Here is a 17,204-nt window from a genome sequence, read left to right as displayed (position 1 = left end):
GCACCTCATGCCCACCCTCCCGCACGTGCCCGGGTGCGGCGGAGCAGCCAGAAGAAGAACGGCCCGCCGATCAGCGAGGTGAGCATGCCGAGGGGGAGGTCGGCGTTGTGGACCAGCGAGCGAGCGGCGACGTCGGCGGCGAGCAGGACGACGGCGCCGAGAATCGCGCTGAGCGGGATGAGGACGCGGTGGGCGGGGCCGACGAGCATCCGGACCAGGTGCGGGACGATGAGGCCGACGAACATGACGATGCCGGTGAACGCGACGCCCGCGGTGGCGAGGATGGCGACGACCAGAATGACGTTGCGGCGCAGTCGTTCCACGTCGACGCCGAGGTGGCGGGCGGAGGCTTCGCCGAGGGCGAGCAGGTCCAGGCGCGGGGCGATGACGATGGCGGCGGTGACGCCGAGGGCGGTGAGGATGGCCACGATGGTGACCGAATCCCAGGTGGCGCCGTTGAGCGAACCCAACTGCCAGAACACGATCTGGTCGCGCGCGGCCGGGTTGGCGACGAACAACAGGAACGCGAGCAATCCGCCCGCGAACGCGTTGATCGCGACACCGGTGAGCACGAGGGTGACCACCTCGGTCCGCCCGTTGGAGCGGGCGAGCAGATACACCAGCAGCGTGGTGGCCAGCCCGGCGGCGAACGCGGCCGCGGCCACCGACCAGGCGGCGACGAACGTTCCGCCGACCACGATGACGGTGCCCGCGCCGACCGCGGCACCGGCGGAAACACCGATAACGCCGGGCTCGGCAAGCGGATTGGCAAATACCCCCTGCAACAACCCACCCGCGGTCGCGAGCGCAGCGCCGACCAGCATGGCCAGCAGCACCCGCGGGAACCGCACCTGCCACAGCGTCACCTCGCCGGCGGGGTGCGCGGGCAGCGGCCCCCAGTCCAGCCCGATCCGGTGCAGCACACTGCCCGCAACCTCGGCGGGGGTGGTCGGCACCTGCCCGATCGCGGCGGAGGCCAGCGCGAGCGCGATCAACCCGATGATGGCGACCGTGAACACCAGTGCCGTGCGCGAACGTCCGCGCGATTTCGGCGCGGGCGGCACGGTCGGCGAAACGGCTGGTTCGGACTTGGCGACAACGGATTCGGTCATGCGAGCCGCCGGGTCATGCGGGCTTGGTGCCGTACACGGCCTCGCTCAGGGCGGTGATCACCCGGCCGGTGTTGGGTCCGTAGCTCAGGATCACCTGGTCCGACATGTCGACGACCCGCTTGTTGCGCCCGGCCGGAGTCTGCGCGATACCCGGCACTTTTTCGAGTCCGTCTACTCCGCCAACGGATTTCAACCCGTCCGACATGACCAGCAGCAGATCAGGCGCGGCAGCGATCATGGCCTCGCTGGTGATCGTGATGAACGGCTCGGACAGCGCGGCGCCCGCGTCCTGCCCGCCGAGTGCGGCAATCAGCGAATCCGCCCCGGAGCCGGGCCCGGCAAGCATGGTGATGGCGGTGCTGCGCAGATACAGGAACGCCATCTTCAGTGCCGGATCTTGTTTGGGCACAGCGGCGATGGCGGCGTCGATCTCGGCGCGGGTGCGCTGCCCGAGTGCCTTGCCTTGCTCGGGTACGCCCAAAGCGGTTGCCACGGCCTCGATTTGGGGGACGACACCGTCCATGGTGCGCTTCGGATCGGCGAAGACGACATTCACCCCTGCCGCGCGCAACTGCTCACGCAACTGCGGCGTCACCGTAACGTCGTCGGTCAGGAACACCGAAGGGCGCAGCGCCAGTAGGGCTTCCAGATTCAACGCGCCGTTGCCGCCCGCCACGTTCGGCACGTCGCGAATGGCGGGGATGGCGACGGAGCTGCGGCCGATCAGCTTGGATCCGAGGCCCAGCGCGTACACGATCTGCGAGAGGGTGCCGTAGCGATCGACCGCGATAATGCGGCTCGCATCGGTGATGGTGACGTCCGCGCCGTCGAACGAGCGCACGGTGACCGGCAGTACCGGCGTCGGTTCCGGTCCGATCGGCACCGGATCGAGGTCGGTCAGCGTCGCGGTGGCCGGCCCGCGCTGTCCGGCGCCGATCGTCGCGGTGTCCGTTCCGCACGCGGCCGAGACCACGACCAGCGTCACCGCGAACACCGCGAGTACGCAATGCGACCAGCCGGATCGGACACCCGCGTCCCGCTGCGTTCGGACGGACGGGTCGCCGGACGTCGCATGCTTCATGTAGGTAAGCCTAAGACGTGCCGCACGGCGACCGGCATCGGGTCGACGGCGACCGCGGCGCTCCGGCGTCTTGTCGTCGCGCGAATCCCGGCCGTTCGGGTAAACGGCAGTGCTCATTCGATACGAGCGCTCACATCGTCCAGCGCCGCGGCGATCGCCCGCGGCAGCTCGAGCGCCTCGGCGGCGAGCACCCCGGTGAGCTGCCCGATATCGCGAGCTCCGACGATCATGCTGGCCACGCCGGGACGATCGCGGATCCAGGCCAATGCGACGGCTAACGGCGAAGTACCTAACCCGTCCGCGGCGGTGACCAGTGCGTCGACCACCCTGGTCGCGCGTTCGTCGAGACTGTCGCGGATGTCCGCGGCCGTCGACTCGTCCGCGCCCCGTGAATCCGCGGGCACGCCATCGCGATACTTGCCGGTGAGAATCCCGCCGGCGAGCGGCGCCGAGGCGATCACCCCGACTCCGTGATGCAGCGCGGCGGGCACGTAATCGGTCTCCGCGTCCCGAGCCAGCAGCGAGTACGGCGTCTGCGCGACGCTGATCGCAGTGATGGCGGCCAGACTCGCCAGCTGCCACGCGCCGAATCCGCGCACGCCCGCGTATCGGACCTTCCCGGACCGCACCGCCTGTTCGAGGGTGGCCGCGACCTCGTCGAGCGGGGTCCGCGGATCCCACACCGCGACATTCCAGATGTCGAGGTGGTCGGTACCGAATTCGAGCAACGTCCGATCGAGCTGGCGCAGCAGCGCGCGCCGCGAGGTATCGATAGCGGTCTTGGCCGTCGCGTCCGGCACGGCGGGACCGGCGGGCGCGGGCGTGACCCGCGGCGCGAGACCAGCGCACCCACTGAGCACCAGATCATCACGGGACACCAGATCGCCGAGCAGTTCGGCCAGGATCCGCTGCGCGCCGCCACCGGCATACGCGGGGGAGGTGTCGACGAGCGTGCCGCCCGCCTCGACGAACGCCACCAGCTGCACGGCGGCCTCGTCGGCATCCGTATGCGAACCCCAGGTATGGGTCGCAAGACCTATCCGGGACACCCGTAGGCCGCTGCGGCCGACCGTCCGTTGTTCCATCACCGTGTCCGCGCAATCGTCACGGCGCCAAGCCTAGAGCGTGCACCGGTGTCCGGACGCCTACCCGCACAGTGGCTCGCGCGTCGTTCTCGATACCGGTGCGAGCATGCCGGTACGGCCGCGACACTGTACTGTCGCTGCGGGATTGCGCCGGTGCTCACCCGCCTGCGACCCACCTATTGACCAATTGCCCAGTCGGAACGGTTATTTCGGGCAAGAACACGTGGAGGCGGCCATGCGACACCAGGAGACCGTGTGATGGGCGAGTCGATGACCTGGATACAGGCGCTCGTCCTCGGCCTGGTGCAGGGGCTCACCGAGTTCCTGCCGATCTCGTCGTCGGCGCATCTGCGGATCGTGTCGGGGGTGTTCTTCGGCGACGACGCGGGTGCTTCGTTCACCGCGGTGACCCAGCTCGGCACCGAGGCCGCCGTCCTGGTGTATTTCGCCAAGGACATCTGGCGGATCCTGCAGGCCTGGTTCGGCACTGTGCTCGGCAAGCTGTCGTCGCGGCAGACGGTACCGATCACCGATCAGGTGACGACGCGGCTGCCCGTGGTCACCATGGGGCAGGCCGACCGCTACTTCGATGAGGAGCGGCAGCGCGAGCTGGACTACCGGGTCGGCTGGTATGTGATCATCGCCACCATCCCGATCGGCGTGCTCGGCTTCTTGCTCAAGGACGTGATCCGCACCGCGGCTCGCAACCTGTGGCTGATCTCGTTCATGCTGATCGCGTTCGCGCTGGTCATCGCGGCGGCGGAGTATTACGGACGCAAGCTGCGCCCGCTCGAGCAGCTCACGACCCGTGATGGGCTGGTGATGGGTTTCGCGCAGTGCCTCGCGCTGATTCCGGGTGTGTCGCGTTCGGGTGCCACCTCGTCGGCTGGTCTGTTTCTCGGGCTGACTCGTGAAGCGTCCGTGCGGTTTTCGTTCCTGCTCGCGATTCCGGCGGTGACGGCGTCGGGGCTGTTCAGCATTCCGGACGCGTTCAAACCGGCGGGCGAGGGGCTCAATGCCAGCGGCGCGCAGTTGATCGTGGCGACGTTGCTCGCGTTCGTGGTCGGCTACGCGTCGGTGGCGTGGCTGCTCAAGTTTGTTGCCAAGCATTCGCTGGACTGGTTCGTCGGCTACCGCATCGTGCTCGGACTGACCGTGATGGGACTGCTGGCGACGGGTGTCGTGTCCGCCACATGAACTCTGCATCGCGTAGCGAGTCCATGGCCGGGCTTAGGCTGACTATATGACGGTGATTCTGCTCCGCCACGGAGTCTCGACCTCGAACACCGCCCACACGCTGGCCGGTCGGAGCACCGGCGTCGAGCTGACCGAGCGCGGCAACGATCAGGCCAAGGCCGTCGCCGACCGGCTCGCCGGGCTGCCGATCGAACGCATCGTGCACTCTCCGCTGTTGCGCTGTCAGCGAACGGTGGCGCCGCTCGCGGAGAAATTGGGGCTGGAACCGGTCTTCGACGACCGGCTGATCGAGGTCGATTACGGCGAATGGACCGGGCGTCCGATCGCCGAATTGCTCAGCGAGCCGCTGTGGAAAGTGGTGCAGCGGCACGCTTCCGGCGCGGTATTCCCGGGCGGCGAGGGGCTGGCGCAGGTGCAGACTCGCGCCGTCGCCGCGCTGCGCGAGCACGATCGGGCGCTGGCCGAACAGCACGGGCACGACGTGCTCTGGGTGGCCTGCACCCACGGTGACGTCATCAAATCCGTGCTGGCCGACGCGTTGGGCATCCATTTGGACGGATTCCAGCGGATCGTCGTAGAGCCCGCCTCGATCAGCGTTGTCCGATACACGCCGACCGCGCCCTATGTGTGGCGACTCAACGACACCGGCACCGACCTGTCCGCGTTGTCGAATCAGCCACGCCCCATTCGCGATTCCGGCTCCGATAAACAAGACGCCGAGGTCGATACCTCCGGACCGGTTCCCGGCGGCGAGCTGGGTAGTGCGGGGAGTGAGGATAATGGGAATGCGGAGCGCTGAGATTCCTTGTACACGGATAGTTGGCGTTGTATCCCAGCGCCGTGGGTAGTCGATCAGGGTCACGTATCAGGAGGTGCATGTGTCACGCGCAATCCATGTATTCCGCACCCCCGATCGTTTCGTCGCCGGGACCGTCGGTGAGCCGGGCGATCGTTCGTTCTATCTGCAGGCCATAGAGGAACCGCGGGTTGTCAGTGTGTTGCTGGAGAAGCAACAGGTGAAGGTGCTCGCCGACCGGATGGGTTTGCTGTTGGACGAGGTTGCTCGCCGGTTCGGTGCCGAGGTGCCGCCGCAGGCCGAGGACATCGGCGACACCGCGCCGCTGGTGACGCCGGTCGACGCGGAGTTCCGGGTCGGCACCATGGGGCTCGGCTGGGATGCCGACGCGAATGCCGTGGTTGTCGAGTTGCTGGCGATCACAGAGACCGAGGTCGACGAGTCGGTGGTGCTCGACGACACCGAGGAGGGTCCGGACGCGGTCCGCGTGTTCCTGACCCCGATCCAGGCGCGGGAGTTCGCGCTGCGGTCCACCAGGGTGATCGCGGCGGGGCGGCCGCCGTGCCCGCTGTGCGGGGAACCGCTGTCGTCGCGGGGGCACATGTGCGTGCGCACCAACGGGTACAAGCGCGGCGATATCTTCGGCGCGGCCGAGCTAGAGGAGTGATCGGTGACGCGGGCCGGGGACCGGTTCCACAGCGGCGAGCTGACGGTGATCGGGCGGATCAGCATTGCCAGTAACGTGACCCTGGTTTGCGACATTCTCGATGACGGTGCGGCGCCGCTGCGGGTGGTCTACAAGCCGGTGCGGGGTGAACGGCCGTTGTGGGACTTTCCGGACGGCACGCTCGCCGGGCGTGAAGTGGCGTCCTATGAGATTTCCGCCGCGGTGGGGTGGGGGGTGATTCCGGAGACGATCCTGCGGGACGGGCCCTATGGCATCGGGATGGTGCAGCGCTGGGTCGAAGGGGTGGACAACCACACCGAGCAGGGCGATCGGCTCGACCTGGTCGATCTGGTCTCGCCTGGCGCGGTGCCCGACGGATTCCGTGAGGTGTTGCGGGCGCAGGATCCGGCGGGTAACGAGGTGTCGCTCATTCACGCCGACGATCCGCGGTTGCAGCGGATGGCCGTGCTGGATGTGTTGCTGAACAACGCTGACCGCAAAGGCGGGCACGCGTTGGAAGGTGTGGACGGACAGGTGTACGGGGTCGATCACGGCATCTGTTTGCACACCGAGCACAAATTGCGCACTGTGCTATGGGGGTGGGCAGGCCAGCCGCTCAGTGACGCGCTGGTCGCCGATATCACCGCGTTCGCCAAGGAACTGCCGGGTCCGGTCGCGGACGTGCTGTCCGAGCACATCACCGACGCCGAGATCGAGGCGTTGGTCGACCGTACGCAGGAGCTGGTCGACGATCCGGTGATGCCGACACCGCGTACGGCCCGGCCGATTCCGTGGCCCGCCTTCTGAATTCAGTTGGCGCCGAGGCGGTTCTCGGCAGTGCCTGCGAACCTGCACGCTGTGCCGATCCACGGGTGATTCTTGCCTCGGGTCGGCATTGGCCGGGCGGGCGCGAACTCAGAAGGCATGCGGGCCGAAGCGACCCCAAGCGACGAACACGGCAATGGCGAGATAAACCAGATTCACCAGTACGAATTTCCATCCGCCATCGCGCAGGTGGGTGATCATCGCACCGATCATCAACACCACCCAGCAGGCCGCGGTGATCGGTACCAAGACCGGTGCGACATCGAGGACCGCAGGCAGGATCAGGCCGATCGCGGCCAGTATCTCGACGATCCCAAGGGCCTTGATGTACTGGGCACCGACGCGGCCGGTCCACTCACCGCCCGGAGCCGCGGCCAGTTTCGCCCTCGGCACGAACGTCTTGGTGACGCCGCCGGTCAGCGCGATCGCCGCCAACAGTCCGGCAGCGATCCACAGCGCGAGGTTCATGAGGTTCTCCTTCAAGTGCGGGCGGCTCTACGTCGCCAGGGGTATCCGAACTGACACGCCGACGAACTGCTGATCGTCCGAACGGCGTTGCCCGATGGACTCACCAGGCGGACATAAGATGCCGACGTCCCGACCCCTGTGACACCCCGCCCGCGTGACGTACGCCATAGCGCCCGCCACCGCACACCCCTCGATTTCCCGCGCAGGCAATCGCATGCAATTCGCTGTGCGAGAAGTCAGAAGCTGGGCGTGTGGTGCCGCCGCACCTCTTGGATGGCCCCGCTGTCGGGACGTGCGCTCGCTGCCTTGCAATATTTCAGCGAGTGACGTTGCGGCACTTGCTCGATCGGCGCGGTACCGCCCGTGTGCGACAGATTCGGCAGCGCGTGCACGACTGCATCGGATGCCGATCGTGGCGATGGCACTGTCGGTCGACTCGGGATTTCCCATTGCCCTCGTGCGGCCGGGACGCTACCGTCAGCGGTTGGTTCGGTGGCGCGCGGTGCCGTGTGGCGGCTTCCCCGGACAGCTGATTCTGCGAGAGCGAAAACCTTGACATCCCATGATTTGCCGGAAAACGCAGGTCGGGAGCGGCAGGTCAGGGGCTTACGGCGGGCTCTGGACCGGGGCGGGGGGCGATGATCTCGACCACACCTTTACCCTCGAATCATGCAGTCCTGGTCCGATACCGCCCTACCCACCATCCCCGGAGCAGGGCCACCGTTGCGGTTGTACGACACCGCCGACCGTCAGGTGCGGCCGGTGACACCCGGTGCCACCGCCACCATGTACGTCTGCGGGATCACCCCCTATGACGCGACTCATCTCGGTCACGCCGCCACCTACCTGACCTTCGATCTGGTCAACCGGGCGTTGCACGACGCGGGCCACGAGGTGCACTACGTGCAAAACGTGACCGACGTGGACGACCCGCTGTTCGAGCGGGCCGAGCGCGACGGCCTGGATTGGCGCGAGCTCGGCACCCGCGAAATCAACCTGTTCCGCGAGGACATGTCGGCGCTGCGCATCGTGCCGCCGCGCGAGTACGTCGGCGCCATCGAATCCGTCGACGAGGTCATCGAATTCGTGCAGAAGCTGCTCGCCTCGGGCGCGGCGTACATCGTCGACGACGCGGAGTTCCCCGACGTGTACTTCCGTGCCGATGCCACCGAGCAGTTCGGCTACGAATCCGGCTACGACCGCGCCACCATGGAGCGGCTGTTCGCCGAACGCGGCGGCGACCCCGACCGCGCAGGCAAGCGCGACACCATCGACGCACTGCTGTGGCGTGCCGAGCGTCCCGGCGAGCCGTCCTGGCCCGCCCCGTTCGGTGCCGGACGTCCGGGCTGGCACATCGAGTGTTCGGCGATCGCCCTCAACCGGATCGGCCCCGAGTTCGACATTCAGGGCGGCGGCAGCGATCTGATCTACCCGCACCACGAGTACTCCGCCGCGCACGCCGAGTCGCTCATCGCGGGCCGCCGCTTCGCCCGCCACTACGTGCACGCCGGTCTGATCGGCTTGGACGGCGAGAAGATGTCGAAGTCCAAGGGCAACCTCGTACTGGTCTCCACGCTGCGCCGCAACGGCGTCGACCCGGCCGCCATCCGCCTCGGCCTGCTGGCCGGCCACTACCGCCAGGACCGCATGTGGACCGACGCGGTACTGGAGCAGGCCAAGGCGCGTCTCGACCGGTGGCGCCGCGCCACCACCCTGGCGTCCGGCCCGGCCGCCACCGACACCATCGCCCGCCTCCGTCAGCACCTGAGCGACGACCTGGACACCCCGAAAGCCCTGGACGCCGTGGACAATTGGGCCCGCCAGGCACTCGACTACGGCGGTTCCGACCCCGAAGCCCCGTCCGCTGTCGCCGCCGCGGTAGACACCCTGCTCGGCATCAGCCTGTAGTTCGCTTCGCGGTGGACCACGTGGGCGGTGGGTGATCAGCGAGAGTCGTTCGTCGGCTGGCGTATCTGGTCTGCGCGATGTGATCGACTCGGGGGCACCTGCTGGTTCGGCTGAACCGGTTGCCGGGGTCGATGTTCCGTGATGTGGTACTGCGATGTGCAACATTCGTGGGCGGGGTTCCATCGCGCGGCGGACGATGCTGGGTGGTGCGCTCGGTGCGGGGGTGCTGTTGGTCGCGGGGCGGTTGACCGCGTCCGCCGAGCCCGGTGCGCCGCAGACCGTGGCCGCTCGGCAGCGGTTCTTCGGAGTCGACACCGTCGACGCGGCGACCGGTACGGTGCGGGCGGATCGGGTGGTGCTGGCGTGGGTGGGGTGCACGACCTATGCGATGGCCATCGGCGGGTCGGTGTTCCTGCTCGACGCGTGGGTGCCTCGGCTGACCAGTACCGGATACGTGCCTGCCACGCCGCAGGATCTGGCGGACCTCGCGCCCGAGGCGATCTTCATCGGGCACGGGCATTTCGATCACGCGGGTGATGCGGGACGGATCGCGCAGGCGTCCGGCGCGGTGGTCTACGGGACCGCCGACCACGGTGTGAATATCAGTGCGCAGGTGCGCGATCCAGGATTTCGGACCGTCGCCCTCGGTGACGCGAATGCGCTACCGGGGGAGCGGCACGACTTCACCGTCGGTGCGGTCGAGGTGACCGCGATCCGGCACCTGCACTCCGCGCCCACCGCGCCCGAACGTCCCGGCGGCTCGTCCTCGTTCTTTCCGATGCCGGAATTGTGTGCCCTGGTCCAGCATCCGCCGACCCTCGCCGGTTTCTTGCAAAGCGTCCCGCGCTTGAACGACCCCGAGGGCGGATCCCTGCTCTACCAATTCCGCGTCCCCGGTTTTTCGGTGGTCTGGCACGACTCCACCGGCCCACTCACCGAAAAGGCGCCGAACGTCTTCGACATCTTCGCCGCCCTACCCCCGACCGACCTGCACATCGGTGCCGTCCAAGGCTTCAACCAAATCACCAACGGCCTTCGCGACCCCCGCCGGTATATCGAAGCCATCGCCCCCACCCTGTTCGTCCCCACCCATCACGACAACTGGCTCCCCGGCATCACCGCGGGAGCCGCCAACTACGACCCACCCCTGCGCGACGAGCTCACCCGCATCCCCGCCCCTCAACGCCCCGAACTGCGTTCCCTCCACGACCCCACCGACTACGTCCGCCCCGACCGCCTCACCTTCGCCTTGTAGTCCGCGAACGAACTACCGACCCGCCTGGCAAACCCGCATCGGCTGCACGAATCCCGCGTGGTGGCACTGGCAGTCGGGTGCGGCGCGTCCTGACCAGTAACGGGTTCATGGCGTGCATGCCGCCGCGATGGAGACACTGTTCTCGTACAAGTGGTGGCGGGTGATGCGGCCGTCCTCGACGGTCAGGCGCAACGCGAAGGGTCCCTTGAACGGTTTGCCGGTGGTACGTACCGTGCCCGAAAGATGTCCGAAGACAACGGCATCCGCGCCGTCGACCAAGAAAGTATCGATGCTGGCGTGGGCGTCCTCCGGAACGACATGTGCCATCAGCTCCGCGAACTGCGCCCCACATTCGGCCGCGGTCCGGCGCGGCCTGATCCACGGCACGACGGGGTTCTCGGCGAGCAGCCAGTCGACCTCGTCGGCGAACAAGGCGGTGATCTTCTCGGTGTCGCCGTCGGCGCGGGCGGTGAGGAAGGCCTCGACCGTGGTTCGGGTGGCGTCTGCTGTGGTGGTCACGTATCCTCCTGCGGGCATTGCCGGACTGCTTGCCCGAACGACAGTCGCAGGGCGTTGGGCGCGCGTCGATTACCTCGGAGGTAAGGGCGCGGTGCGGAAATGCTTGGGAGGCATACTTATACAGCGCCTACCCGTCGACTGGGGCGGTCGGCTGGTGGACTTCGGAGGTCGGCTCGGGGGAGTAGAGGCGGTCTATGTCAGGGGCGTATTTGGTGGCGATGGGGGTGCGGCGGAGTTTCATGGTAAGGGTGATCTCGTCGCCGCCGGGTTCCCAGAAGGTGGGCAGGACGGTGAAGCGTTTGATCTGTTCTACCCGGGACAGTTTGGTGTTTCCTGCCGCGACGCCGCGCGCGATTTCGGCGATCACGCCGGGGTCGGCGGCGAGTGCGGCGGCGGAGGCGTCGGGCAAACCATGTTGGGCCGCATAGGGTTCGGCGGTCTCGGCGTCGATGACGATGAGGGCGGTATTGAAGGGGCGGCGGTCGCCGATGGTGGCGATGGCGCCGATCAGTGGCGTGGCGGCCTTGATGGCGTTCTCGATGTTGGCCGGGGACATGTTCTTTCCGGCGGAGTTGATGATGAGTTCCTTTTTGCGGTCCACGACGCGCAGGTAGCCGTCGGCGTCCTGGGTGAGGATGTCGCCGGTGTGCAGCCAGCCGTCGGCGTCGACGGCTTCGGCGGTCTTGACCGGTTCGGCGCGGTAGCAGCGCATGATCGACGGGCCGCGGATCAGGAATTCACCATCGTCGGCGATGGTGGCTTCGAGGCCAGGCAGCAGCCTGCCGACCGTGCCGAGCCTGGCCTCGTGCGGCGGGCTGACGGTGGCGATGCAGGTCACCTCGGACATGCCCCAGACCTCGGAGATGGGGATGCCGAGGCCGAAGAAGAAGCCGAGCGTCTCCGGCGGGATCGGCGCGGCACCCGACATCGCCCACTTCACTTGGTCCAGGCCGAGTTTCGCGCGCAGCGTGGACAGCACCGCGGCATCGGCCTTCGCCCATTCGGCGGCGAGCGCGTCGTCCATCGGTTCGCCGGACAGTTCCGCGGCGGCCTTGCGCGCGGCGACGCTGAGACCCCATTGCAGCGCCGAGCGGGTGGCCTCGTCGGGTTCGTTGGCGACCGCGAATTCCAGTGCGGCCTTGAACTTTTCCCACACGCGGGGGACCGCGCCCCAGATGGTCGGCCTGGCGTCGAGCAGCGCGCCGAGCAGTTGGTTGCGATCGGGCACGACCGTGAGTTGCGTGCCGAAGATCTCCTGCAGGTACAGGGCGGTGAATCGGTCGGCCATGTGCGCGGTCGGCAGATACGACGTCTGCCGGTCACCGAATTCGACGGGCAGCACCGTGGCGAAGGCGTACGCGTCGAACAGGAGGTTGGCGTGCGTGAGCTCGACGCCTTTCGGATTGCCGGTGGTTCCGGAGGTGTAGCACAGAGTCACCACGTCGTCCGGCTGGACCGCGCGCCAACTCGCCTCGAAGTCGAAGTCACTGCGCCCCAACGATTTCAGCTCCTCGACGCTGAGTGTCCCGTCCGGCGCTCCGTCGAGGCAGACGATGGTCTCGATCGGCACCCCGCACGACCGGATCCGGTCCACATACTGTGCCTCGCAGATCACCACCCGATTACCCGCGTTGCCGAACACATAGTTCAACTGCTCGGGCACAAGCGTGTTGTACACGGAAAACGAAGTGGCACCGGCATGCTGCGCACCCACCTCGAGCGGATAGAACTCGACCCGATTGGCCATCATCAACGCCACCGTGTCGCCGCGTCCGACGCCGAGCGCACTCAACCCCGCCGCGATCTCCCGCACCTGCGCGGCATAGTCCCGCCAGGTCAAACTTTGCGTGCCGCCGATCGACCGGACCGCAACCGCGTCGGGCTCGATGGACGCAACACGCTGAAACGCGGCACAGGAGGTATTCGGTTCGGACATGACGCTAACCCCGTTCAGAACAGCTTTCCATCTCTCTGAGACGGTAAAGGCAGCGAAAGCGACACGGGGATGTTTCTGTCGTTTTCCGCACGGTTGCGCTGTCGCCATCAACGGGACCTCTGAGGCTTGCCGCAGTCAGGTTCCGCGCGCCCACGGGCGGTAGTCCGGCTGCGGTGATGCCCGCGGCAGTGTCGGCCGGGAGGTTCCGCGGTGCCCCGCGCAACTGCTCGTCGTAGGTCGCGAGCAAGCTGGTGATGTCTGCCACGACTGCACAGTACGGGCCCGTGACAACTGGTTTTCGCGCTACTGCGTCGGCGGTTTGCATTAGACACCTACCCCGTAGGGGTATATGGTCGAGCGTGCCGACGGCGCGCGTCGACTCGATCGAGCCTTTCCGAACGAGGAGTGAGGTACGTGAACCACGACCAGCAGCACCGCAACCCACCACGCCGTACCGCCGTCCTCGACGTGCGCGGCGTCCGCTGGGCCAGCCAAGCCAATGTCGTCACCGCCGTACTCCGCCGCAGGCCGGGCGTGCTCGACGTAGCCGCCAACCCGGCCGCCCAGACCGCCACGGTCGCCTACGATCCCACCCGCACCTCGGTCGCCGAACTCGCCGGCTGGGTCCGCGACTGCGGCTACCACTGCGCAGGCCGCTCGGTCCCCACCCACCTCTGCGATCCGCTCCTCGAGCCGCACAGCGACGGTCACGCGGATACGGCAACGACCCCAGGTGATCGTGTGCACGCCGCCGATCCCGGCGGTGAAGTTGGACAGGGCGATCACCCTGCACGCGGCGCTCACGCTGAGCACGGCGGTCACGCTGGGCGCGGCGGTCACGCTGAACACGGCGGTCATGTCGGGCAGGTCGGCGACGCTGGGCGCGGCGGTCACGCTGGACTCGGCGGTCATGCCGGGCAGGGTGACCATGCCGGGCAGGGTGACCATGCCGGGCAGGGTGACCATGCCGGGCAGGGTGACCATGCCGGGCAGGGTGACCATGCCGGGCAGGGCGACCACGCCGGGCAGGGCGATCACGCTGGACACGGCGGTCATGTTGGGCAGGTCGGCGACGCTGAGCACGGCGATCACGCCGGGCAGGGCGGCCACGCTGAGCAGGGCGGCCACGCTGGGCACGGCGGCCACGCTGGGCACGGCGGCCACGCTGGACTCGGCGGTCATGTTGGGCAGGTCGGCGAAGCCGGGCAGGGTGACCACGCTGGGCACAGCGATCACGCCGGGCATGCGGGCCATGCTGGGATGTCGATGGCGGACATGGCTGCTGATATGCGGAATCGGTTTGTGGTGGCGGCGGTGTTCGCGGTGCTGGTGATGTTGTGGTCGCCGATGGCTACCGACATGTTCGGGGTGCATCTGCCGGTGCCGTTCGGGATGCGGCAGGACATTTGGGCGCTGGTGCTGAGTTTGCCGGTGATCTTTTATTCGTCGGCGATCTTCTTCACCGGTGCGGTGGCGGCGTTGCGGGCGCGCACGTTGGACATGATGGTGTTGGTCGCGGTGGGGATCGGGGCGGGCTGGCTGTATTCGCTGGCGATCACGCTGACCGGCGGCGGCGAGGTGTTCTACGAGGCCTCGACGATGCTGGCAACCTTTGTGCTGCTTGGTCATTGGTTCGAGATGCGGGCTCGCGGCGGAGCCAACGACGCCATTCGCGCGCTGCTGGATCTGGCGCCGCCCAAGGCGGAGGTGATTCGCGACGGTGTGCCGGTGGAGGTGCCCACCGCCGAGGTGGTGGTCGGTGACCTGCTGTTGGTGCGGCCGGGCGCGAAGATCGCCGTCGACGGTGTGGTGGCGGAGGGCGACAGCGAGGTCGACGAGTCGATGGTGACCGGCGAGAGCATGCCGGTGCACAAGGAACCGGGCTCGACCGTCATCGGTGCGTCGTTGAATACCAACGGCACGCTGCGGGTGCAGGCCACCAAGGTCGGTGCGGATACCGCGCTGGCACAGATCGTGGAATTAGTTCAGCAGGCACAGAATTCGAAGGCGCCGGGCCAGAAGCTGGCCGACCGCGCGGCCTTCTGGTTGGTGCTGGTCGCATTGTTCGGCGGCGCACTGACCTTCGTTGTGTGGCTGCTCGTCGGCGCCTCGTTCGCCAAGGCGATGCTGTTCGCGATCACCGTCGTGGTGATCACCTGCCCCGACGCCCTCGGCCTCGCGACACCGACCGCGATCATGGTCGGCACCGGCCTCGGCGCGAAACGCGGTGTGCTGTTCAAGAACGCGCTCGCTCTGGAATCCGCCGCCCGCATCCAGACAGTAGTTATGGACAAGACCGGCACCCTGACCAAGGGCGAACCGGAGGTCACCGATGTGGTTACCGCCGAAGGATATTCAGCCGACGATGTCCTCCGCTTAGTCGCCGCCGTCGAACGTGAATCCGAACACCCCCTGGCCGCCGCAATCGTCCGGCACTCCGAAACCCTCGGCGCTGTCGATGAGGCGAGTGTCTCCGCTGACGGGTCCGCAAACGCGGTGAGTCGCAGCTCCGTCGGTATCGCGAATCTGTCTGCCGACAAGTTCGAGAACGTCCCCGGTCATGGCGCTATCGCCGAGATCGACGGCCACCGTGTCGTTGTCGGCAACCGGCGGTTGTTCGAGCGGGAGCGGATCGACGTCGGATCGCTTGCGGCGCACCGTGATCGGCTGGCCGACTCCGGTCACACCGCCGTCCTTGCCGCGATCGATGGCACCGCCGTCGCGGTGATCGCCCTCGCCGACGCACCGCGCGACACCTCCGCCGCCGCGGTCGCCGAACTGCACGAACTCGGTATCGAAGTGGTGATGTTGACCGGCGACAACCGCGCCACCGCCGAACGCATCGCCGCCGATCTCGGCATCGATACCGTCATCGCCGAGGTCCTGCCCGGTGACAAGGCCGCGAAAATCGCTGAGCTGCAACGTGCTGGCCGCAGGGTCGCCATGGTCGGCGACGGTGTCAACGATGCCCCCGCATTGGCGGGCGCGGATCTTGGCATCGCCATCGGCGCGGGCACCGACGTCGCCATCGAAACCGCCGACCTCGTGCTGATGCGCTCGGACCCACTCGACGTCCCCACCGCCCTGCGCATCGGCCGCGGCACCCTGCGCAAGATGCACCAAAACCTCGCCTGGGCCGTCGGCTACAACACCATCGCCCTGCCGATAGCCGCAGGCGTCTTCGTCCCTGCCTTCGGCTTCACCCTGCGTCCGGAGATCGCCGCCATGTCGATGTCGGGTTCCAGCATCATCGTCGCCTTGAACGCGGTGTCCCTCAAACGCCTCCGCCTTCCTGGCCAGACCAAGACCGGCAACTGATGTGCGGGCAGTGAGCCCGCCGTGAAGCCGTAATCGCTCCCCGGTAACGAGCTCATGCTGTACATGTCTGAGACACTGACCTAGATTCGGTGAGCATGAACACGATTGAGCTCACCGCACCGGATGGACGGCTCGAGGCGATCCTGGCGCGGCCATCCGGGGAGGGGCCGTGGCCGGGGGTCGTGGTGATCCACGATGGGGTGGGGTTCAGCGCGGATCTGCGGCGGACCGTGCGGATGCTGGCCGATTACGGATATCTGACGATCGCGCCGAATCTGTTCTCGCGCGGCCGGGTGCGCTGCATCCGGACGATCTATCGCGCGCTGGTGTTCACCGGCGACGGGCCGCCGGTGCGTGACATCGTGGCGGCGCGCGACCGGCTCGTCGCCGAACCCGATTGCACCGGCCGCACCGCCGTGATCGGGTTTTGCATGGGCGGCGGGTTCGCGCTGCTGGTCGCGCCGAAGGGTTTCGACGCGTCCGCGCCGTTCTATCCGTCGCTGTACGGCGACTACCGCGCGATGCTCGACGGCGCCTGCCCGGTGGTCGCCAGCTATGCCCAACGCGACCCGATCCTGATCGGCGCGCCACGCAAACTGGACGAGGCGTTGACCGACCTCGGCGTGGACCACGACATCAAGGTCTATCCGAAGGTCACCCACGCCTTCGCCAACGTCACCCCCGTCGACCCGCTACTGCGCGTCACCGGTCTCGGATACAACGAGGACGCGTCCCGCGACGCCTGGCAGCGCATCTTCAGCTTCTTCGACACCCACCTCACCGGCACCGAAAACCCCTGACCCAGCCGCTCTCTCGAACCCCCGCGGCATTGTCGAACTTACTGATCGCCCTCGCCCACAGAAACAACCTCGAGCTGGGCGCAGACGCCATCGGCAACGCTCGCCGTCAAGATCATGGGGAACTGATGCTTTCGTCTTCTCGGGCGGATTCACGCGGTCGATGCAACAGTGGGTGGTTTGGTGAGTATGTCATTGAGGATGTGGATGGGTGTGCGGAAGCCGTGACGTTTGCGGGGG

Annotated in this window: 14 protein-coding genes and 1 pseudogene; 9 read left to right on the top strand and 6 right to left on the bottom strand. The window is 67.5% G+C overall.

All coding sequences use genetic code 11. The features are described 5' to 3' along the window. Positions 1 to 5: 5 nt before the first annotated feature. The 3 genes from ACIA8C_RS07235 to ACIA8C_RS07225 all read right to left on the bottom strand — a co-directional run bounded on the left by ACIA8C_RS07235 (position 6) and on the right by ACIA8C_RS07225 (position 3,278). A complete protein-coding gene (locus tag ACIA8C_RS07235) occupies positions 6 to 1,112 on the bottom strand; it encodes a FecCD family ABC transporter permease (RefSeq protein WP_397131878.1) in 1,107 nt (368 codons plus the stop codon). Positions 1,113 to 1,125: 13 nt separating this feature from the next. Continuing rightward, the gene (locus ACIA8C_RS07230) at positions 1,126 to 2,193 is read right to left on the bottom strand and encodes a hemin ABC transporter substrate-binding protein (protein ID WP_397131876.1); all 1,068 of its coding nucleotides are present in this window, start codon (positions 2,191 to 2,193) and stop codon (positions 1,126 to 1,128) included. A 113-nt stretch (positions 2,194 to 2,306) separates the two neighbouring features. Next, entirely contained in the window at positions 2,307 to 3,278 is a 972-nt protein-coding gene (locus ACIA8C_RS07225) for an aldo/keto reductase (protein ID WP_397131874.1), read from the bottom strand. 258 nt (positions 3,279 to 3,536) lie between these two features. Between ACIA8C_RS07225 and ACIA8C_RS07220 the strand changes: the two genes are divergently transcribed. From ACIA8C_RS07220 to ACIA8C_RS07205, 4 genes are all read left to right on the top strand, one after another. Continuing rightward, a complete protein-coding gene (locus ACIA8C_RS07220) occupies positions 3,537 to 4,475 on the top strand; it encodes an undecaprenyl-diphosphate phosphatase (RefSeq protein ID WP_397131872.1) in 939 nt (312 codons plus the stop codon). A gap of 46 nt (positions 4,476 to 4,521) precedes the next feature. Next, on the top strand, positions 4,522 to 5,274 hold the full coding sequence (locus tag ACIA8C_RS07215) for a histidine phosphatase family protein (protein ID WP_397131870.1): 753 nt from the start codon (positions 4,522 to 4,524) through the stop codon (positions 5,272 to 5,274). A gap of 79 nt (positions 5,275 to 5,353) precedes the next feature. Next, the gene (locus tag ACIA8C_RS07210; RefSeq protein WP_040735411.1) at positions 5,354 to 5,938 is read left to right on the top strand and encodes a DUF3090 domain-containing protein; all 585 of its coding nucleotides are present in this window, start codon (positions 5,354 to 5,356) and stop codon (positions 5,936 to 5,938) included. Between the two features lie 3 nt (positions 5,939 to 5,941). Continuing rightward, on the top strand, positions 5,942 to 6,745 hold the full coding sequence (locus ACIA8C_RS07205) for an SCO1664 family protein (protein WP_397131868.1): 804 nt from the start codon (positions 5,942 to 5,944) through the stop codon (positions 6,743 to 6,745). A gap of 108 nt (positions 6,746 to 6,853) precedes the next feature. On the opposite strand, the gene ACIA8C_RS07200 is transcribed toward ACIA8C_RS07205, so the two are convergent. Continuing rightward, positions 6,854 to 7,231 (bottom strand): DoxX family protein, encoded by a 378-nt coding sequence (locus ACIA8C_RS07200; protein ID WP_397131866.1) that lies wholly within the window; start codon positions 7,229 to 7,231, stop codon positions 6,854 to 6,856. A gap of 669 nt (positions 7,232 to 7,900) precedes the next feature. Here ACIA8C_RS07200 and mshC point away from each other — a divergent pair. Together mshC and ACIA8C_RS07190 are read left to right on the top strand one after the other, a co-directional pair. Then, on the top strand, positions 7,901 to 9,139 hold the full coding sequence (gene mshC / locus ACIA8C_RS07195) for a cysteine--1-D-myo-inosityl 2-amino-2-deoxy-alpha-D-glucopyranoside ligase (protein ID WP_397131864.1): 1,239 nt from the start codon (positions 7,901 to 7,903) through the stop codon (positions 9,137 to 9,139). Positions 9,140 to 9,293: 154 nt separating this feature from the next. Further along, positions 9,294 to 10,394, top strand: coding sequence for an MBL fold metallo-hydrolase (locus ACIA8C_RS07190; protein WP_397131862.1), 1,101 nt, complete (start codon positions 9,294 to 9,296; stop codon positions 10,392 to 10,394). Between the two features lie 105 nt (positions 10,395 to 10,499). Here ACIA8C_RS07190 and ACIA8C_RS07185 read toward each other — a convergent pair whose 3' ends face one another. Together ACIA8C_RS07185 and fadD11 are read right to left on the bottom strand one after the other, a co-directional pair. Next, positions 10,500 to 10,913, bottom strand: a complete 414-nt coding sequence (locus ACIA8C_RS07185; RefSeq protein ID WP_397131860.1) for a nuclear transport factor 2 family protein — start codon at positions 10,911 to 10,913, stop codon at positions 10,500 to 10,502. A 127-nt stretch (positions 10,914 to 11,040) separates the two neighbouring features. After that, complete coding sequence (gene fadD11, locus ACIA8C_RS07180; protein WP_397131858.1) at positions 11,041 to 12,849, bottom strand: fatty acid--CoA ligase FadD11; 1,809 nt, start codon at positions 12,847 to 12,849, stop codon at positions 11,041 to 11,043. 405 nt (positions 12,850 to 13,254) lie between these two features. Between fadD11 and ACIA8C_RS07175 the strand changes: the two are divergent. The 3 genes and pseudogenes from ACIA8C_RS07175 to ACIA8C_RS07165 form a co-directional block, all read left to right on the top strand. Beyond that, positions 13,255 to 13,434: pseudogene (locus ACIA8C_RS07175) on the top strand (heavy-metal-associated domain-containing protein); the annotation flags it as partial. Positions 13,435 to 14,136: 702 nt separating this feature from the next. Beyond that, positions 14,137 to 16,167 (top strand): copper-translocating P-type ATPase, encoded by a 2,031-nt coding sequence (locus ACIA8C_RS07170; protein WP_397132807.1) that lies wholly within the window; start codon positions 14,137 to 14,139, stop codon positions 16,165 to 16,167. Positions 16,168 to 16,262: 95 nt separating this feature from the next. Beyond that, positions 16,263 to 16,967 (top strand): dienelactone hydrolase family protein, encoded by a 705-nt coding sequence (locus ACIA8C_RS07165; protein WP_397131856.1) that lies wholly within the window; start codon positions 16,263 to 16,265, stop codon positions 16,965 to 16,967. Positions 16,968 to 17,204: the final 237 nt, after the last annotated feature.

Origin of the sequence: Nocardia sp. NPDC051321, assembly GCF_044455225.1 — a bacterium.
Classification (GTDB): Bacteria; Actinomycetota; Actinomycetes; order Mycobacteriales; family Mycobacteriaceae; genus Nocardia.
The sequence above is the reverse complement of the archived record's forward strand: the minus strand, read 5'-3'. Positions and strand labels throughout refer to the sequence as shown.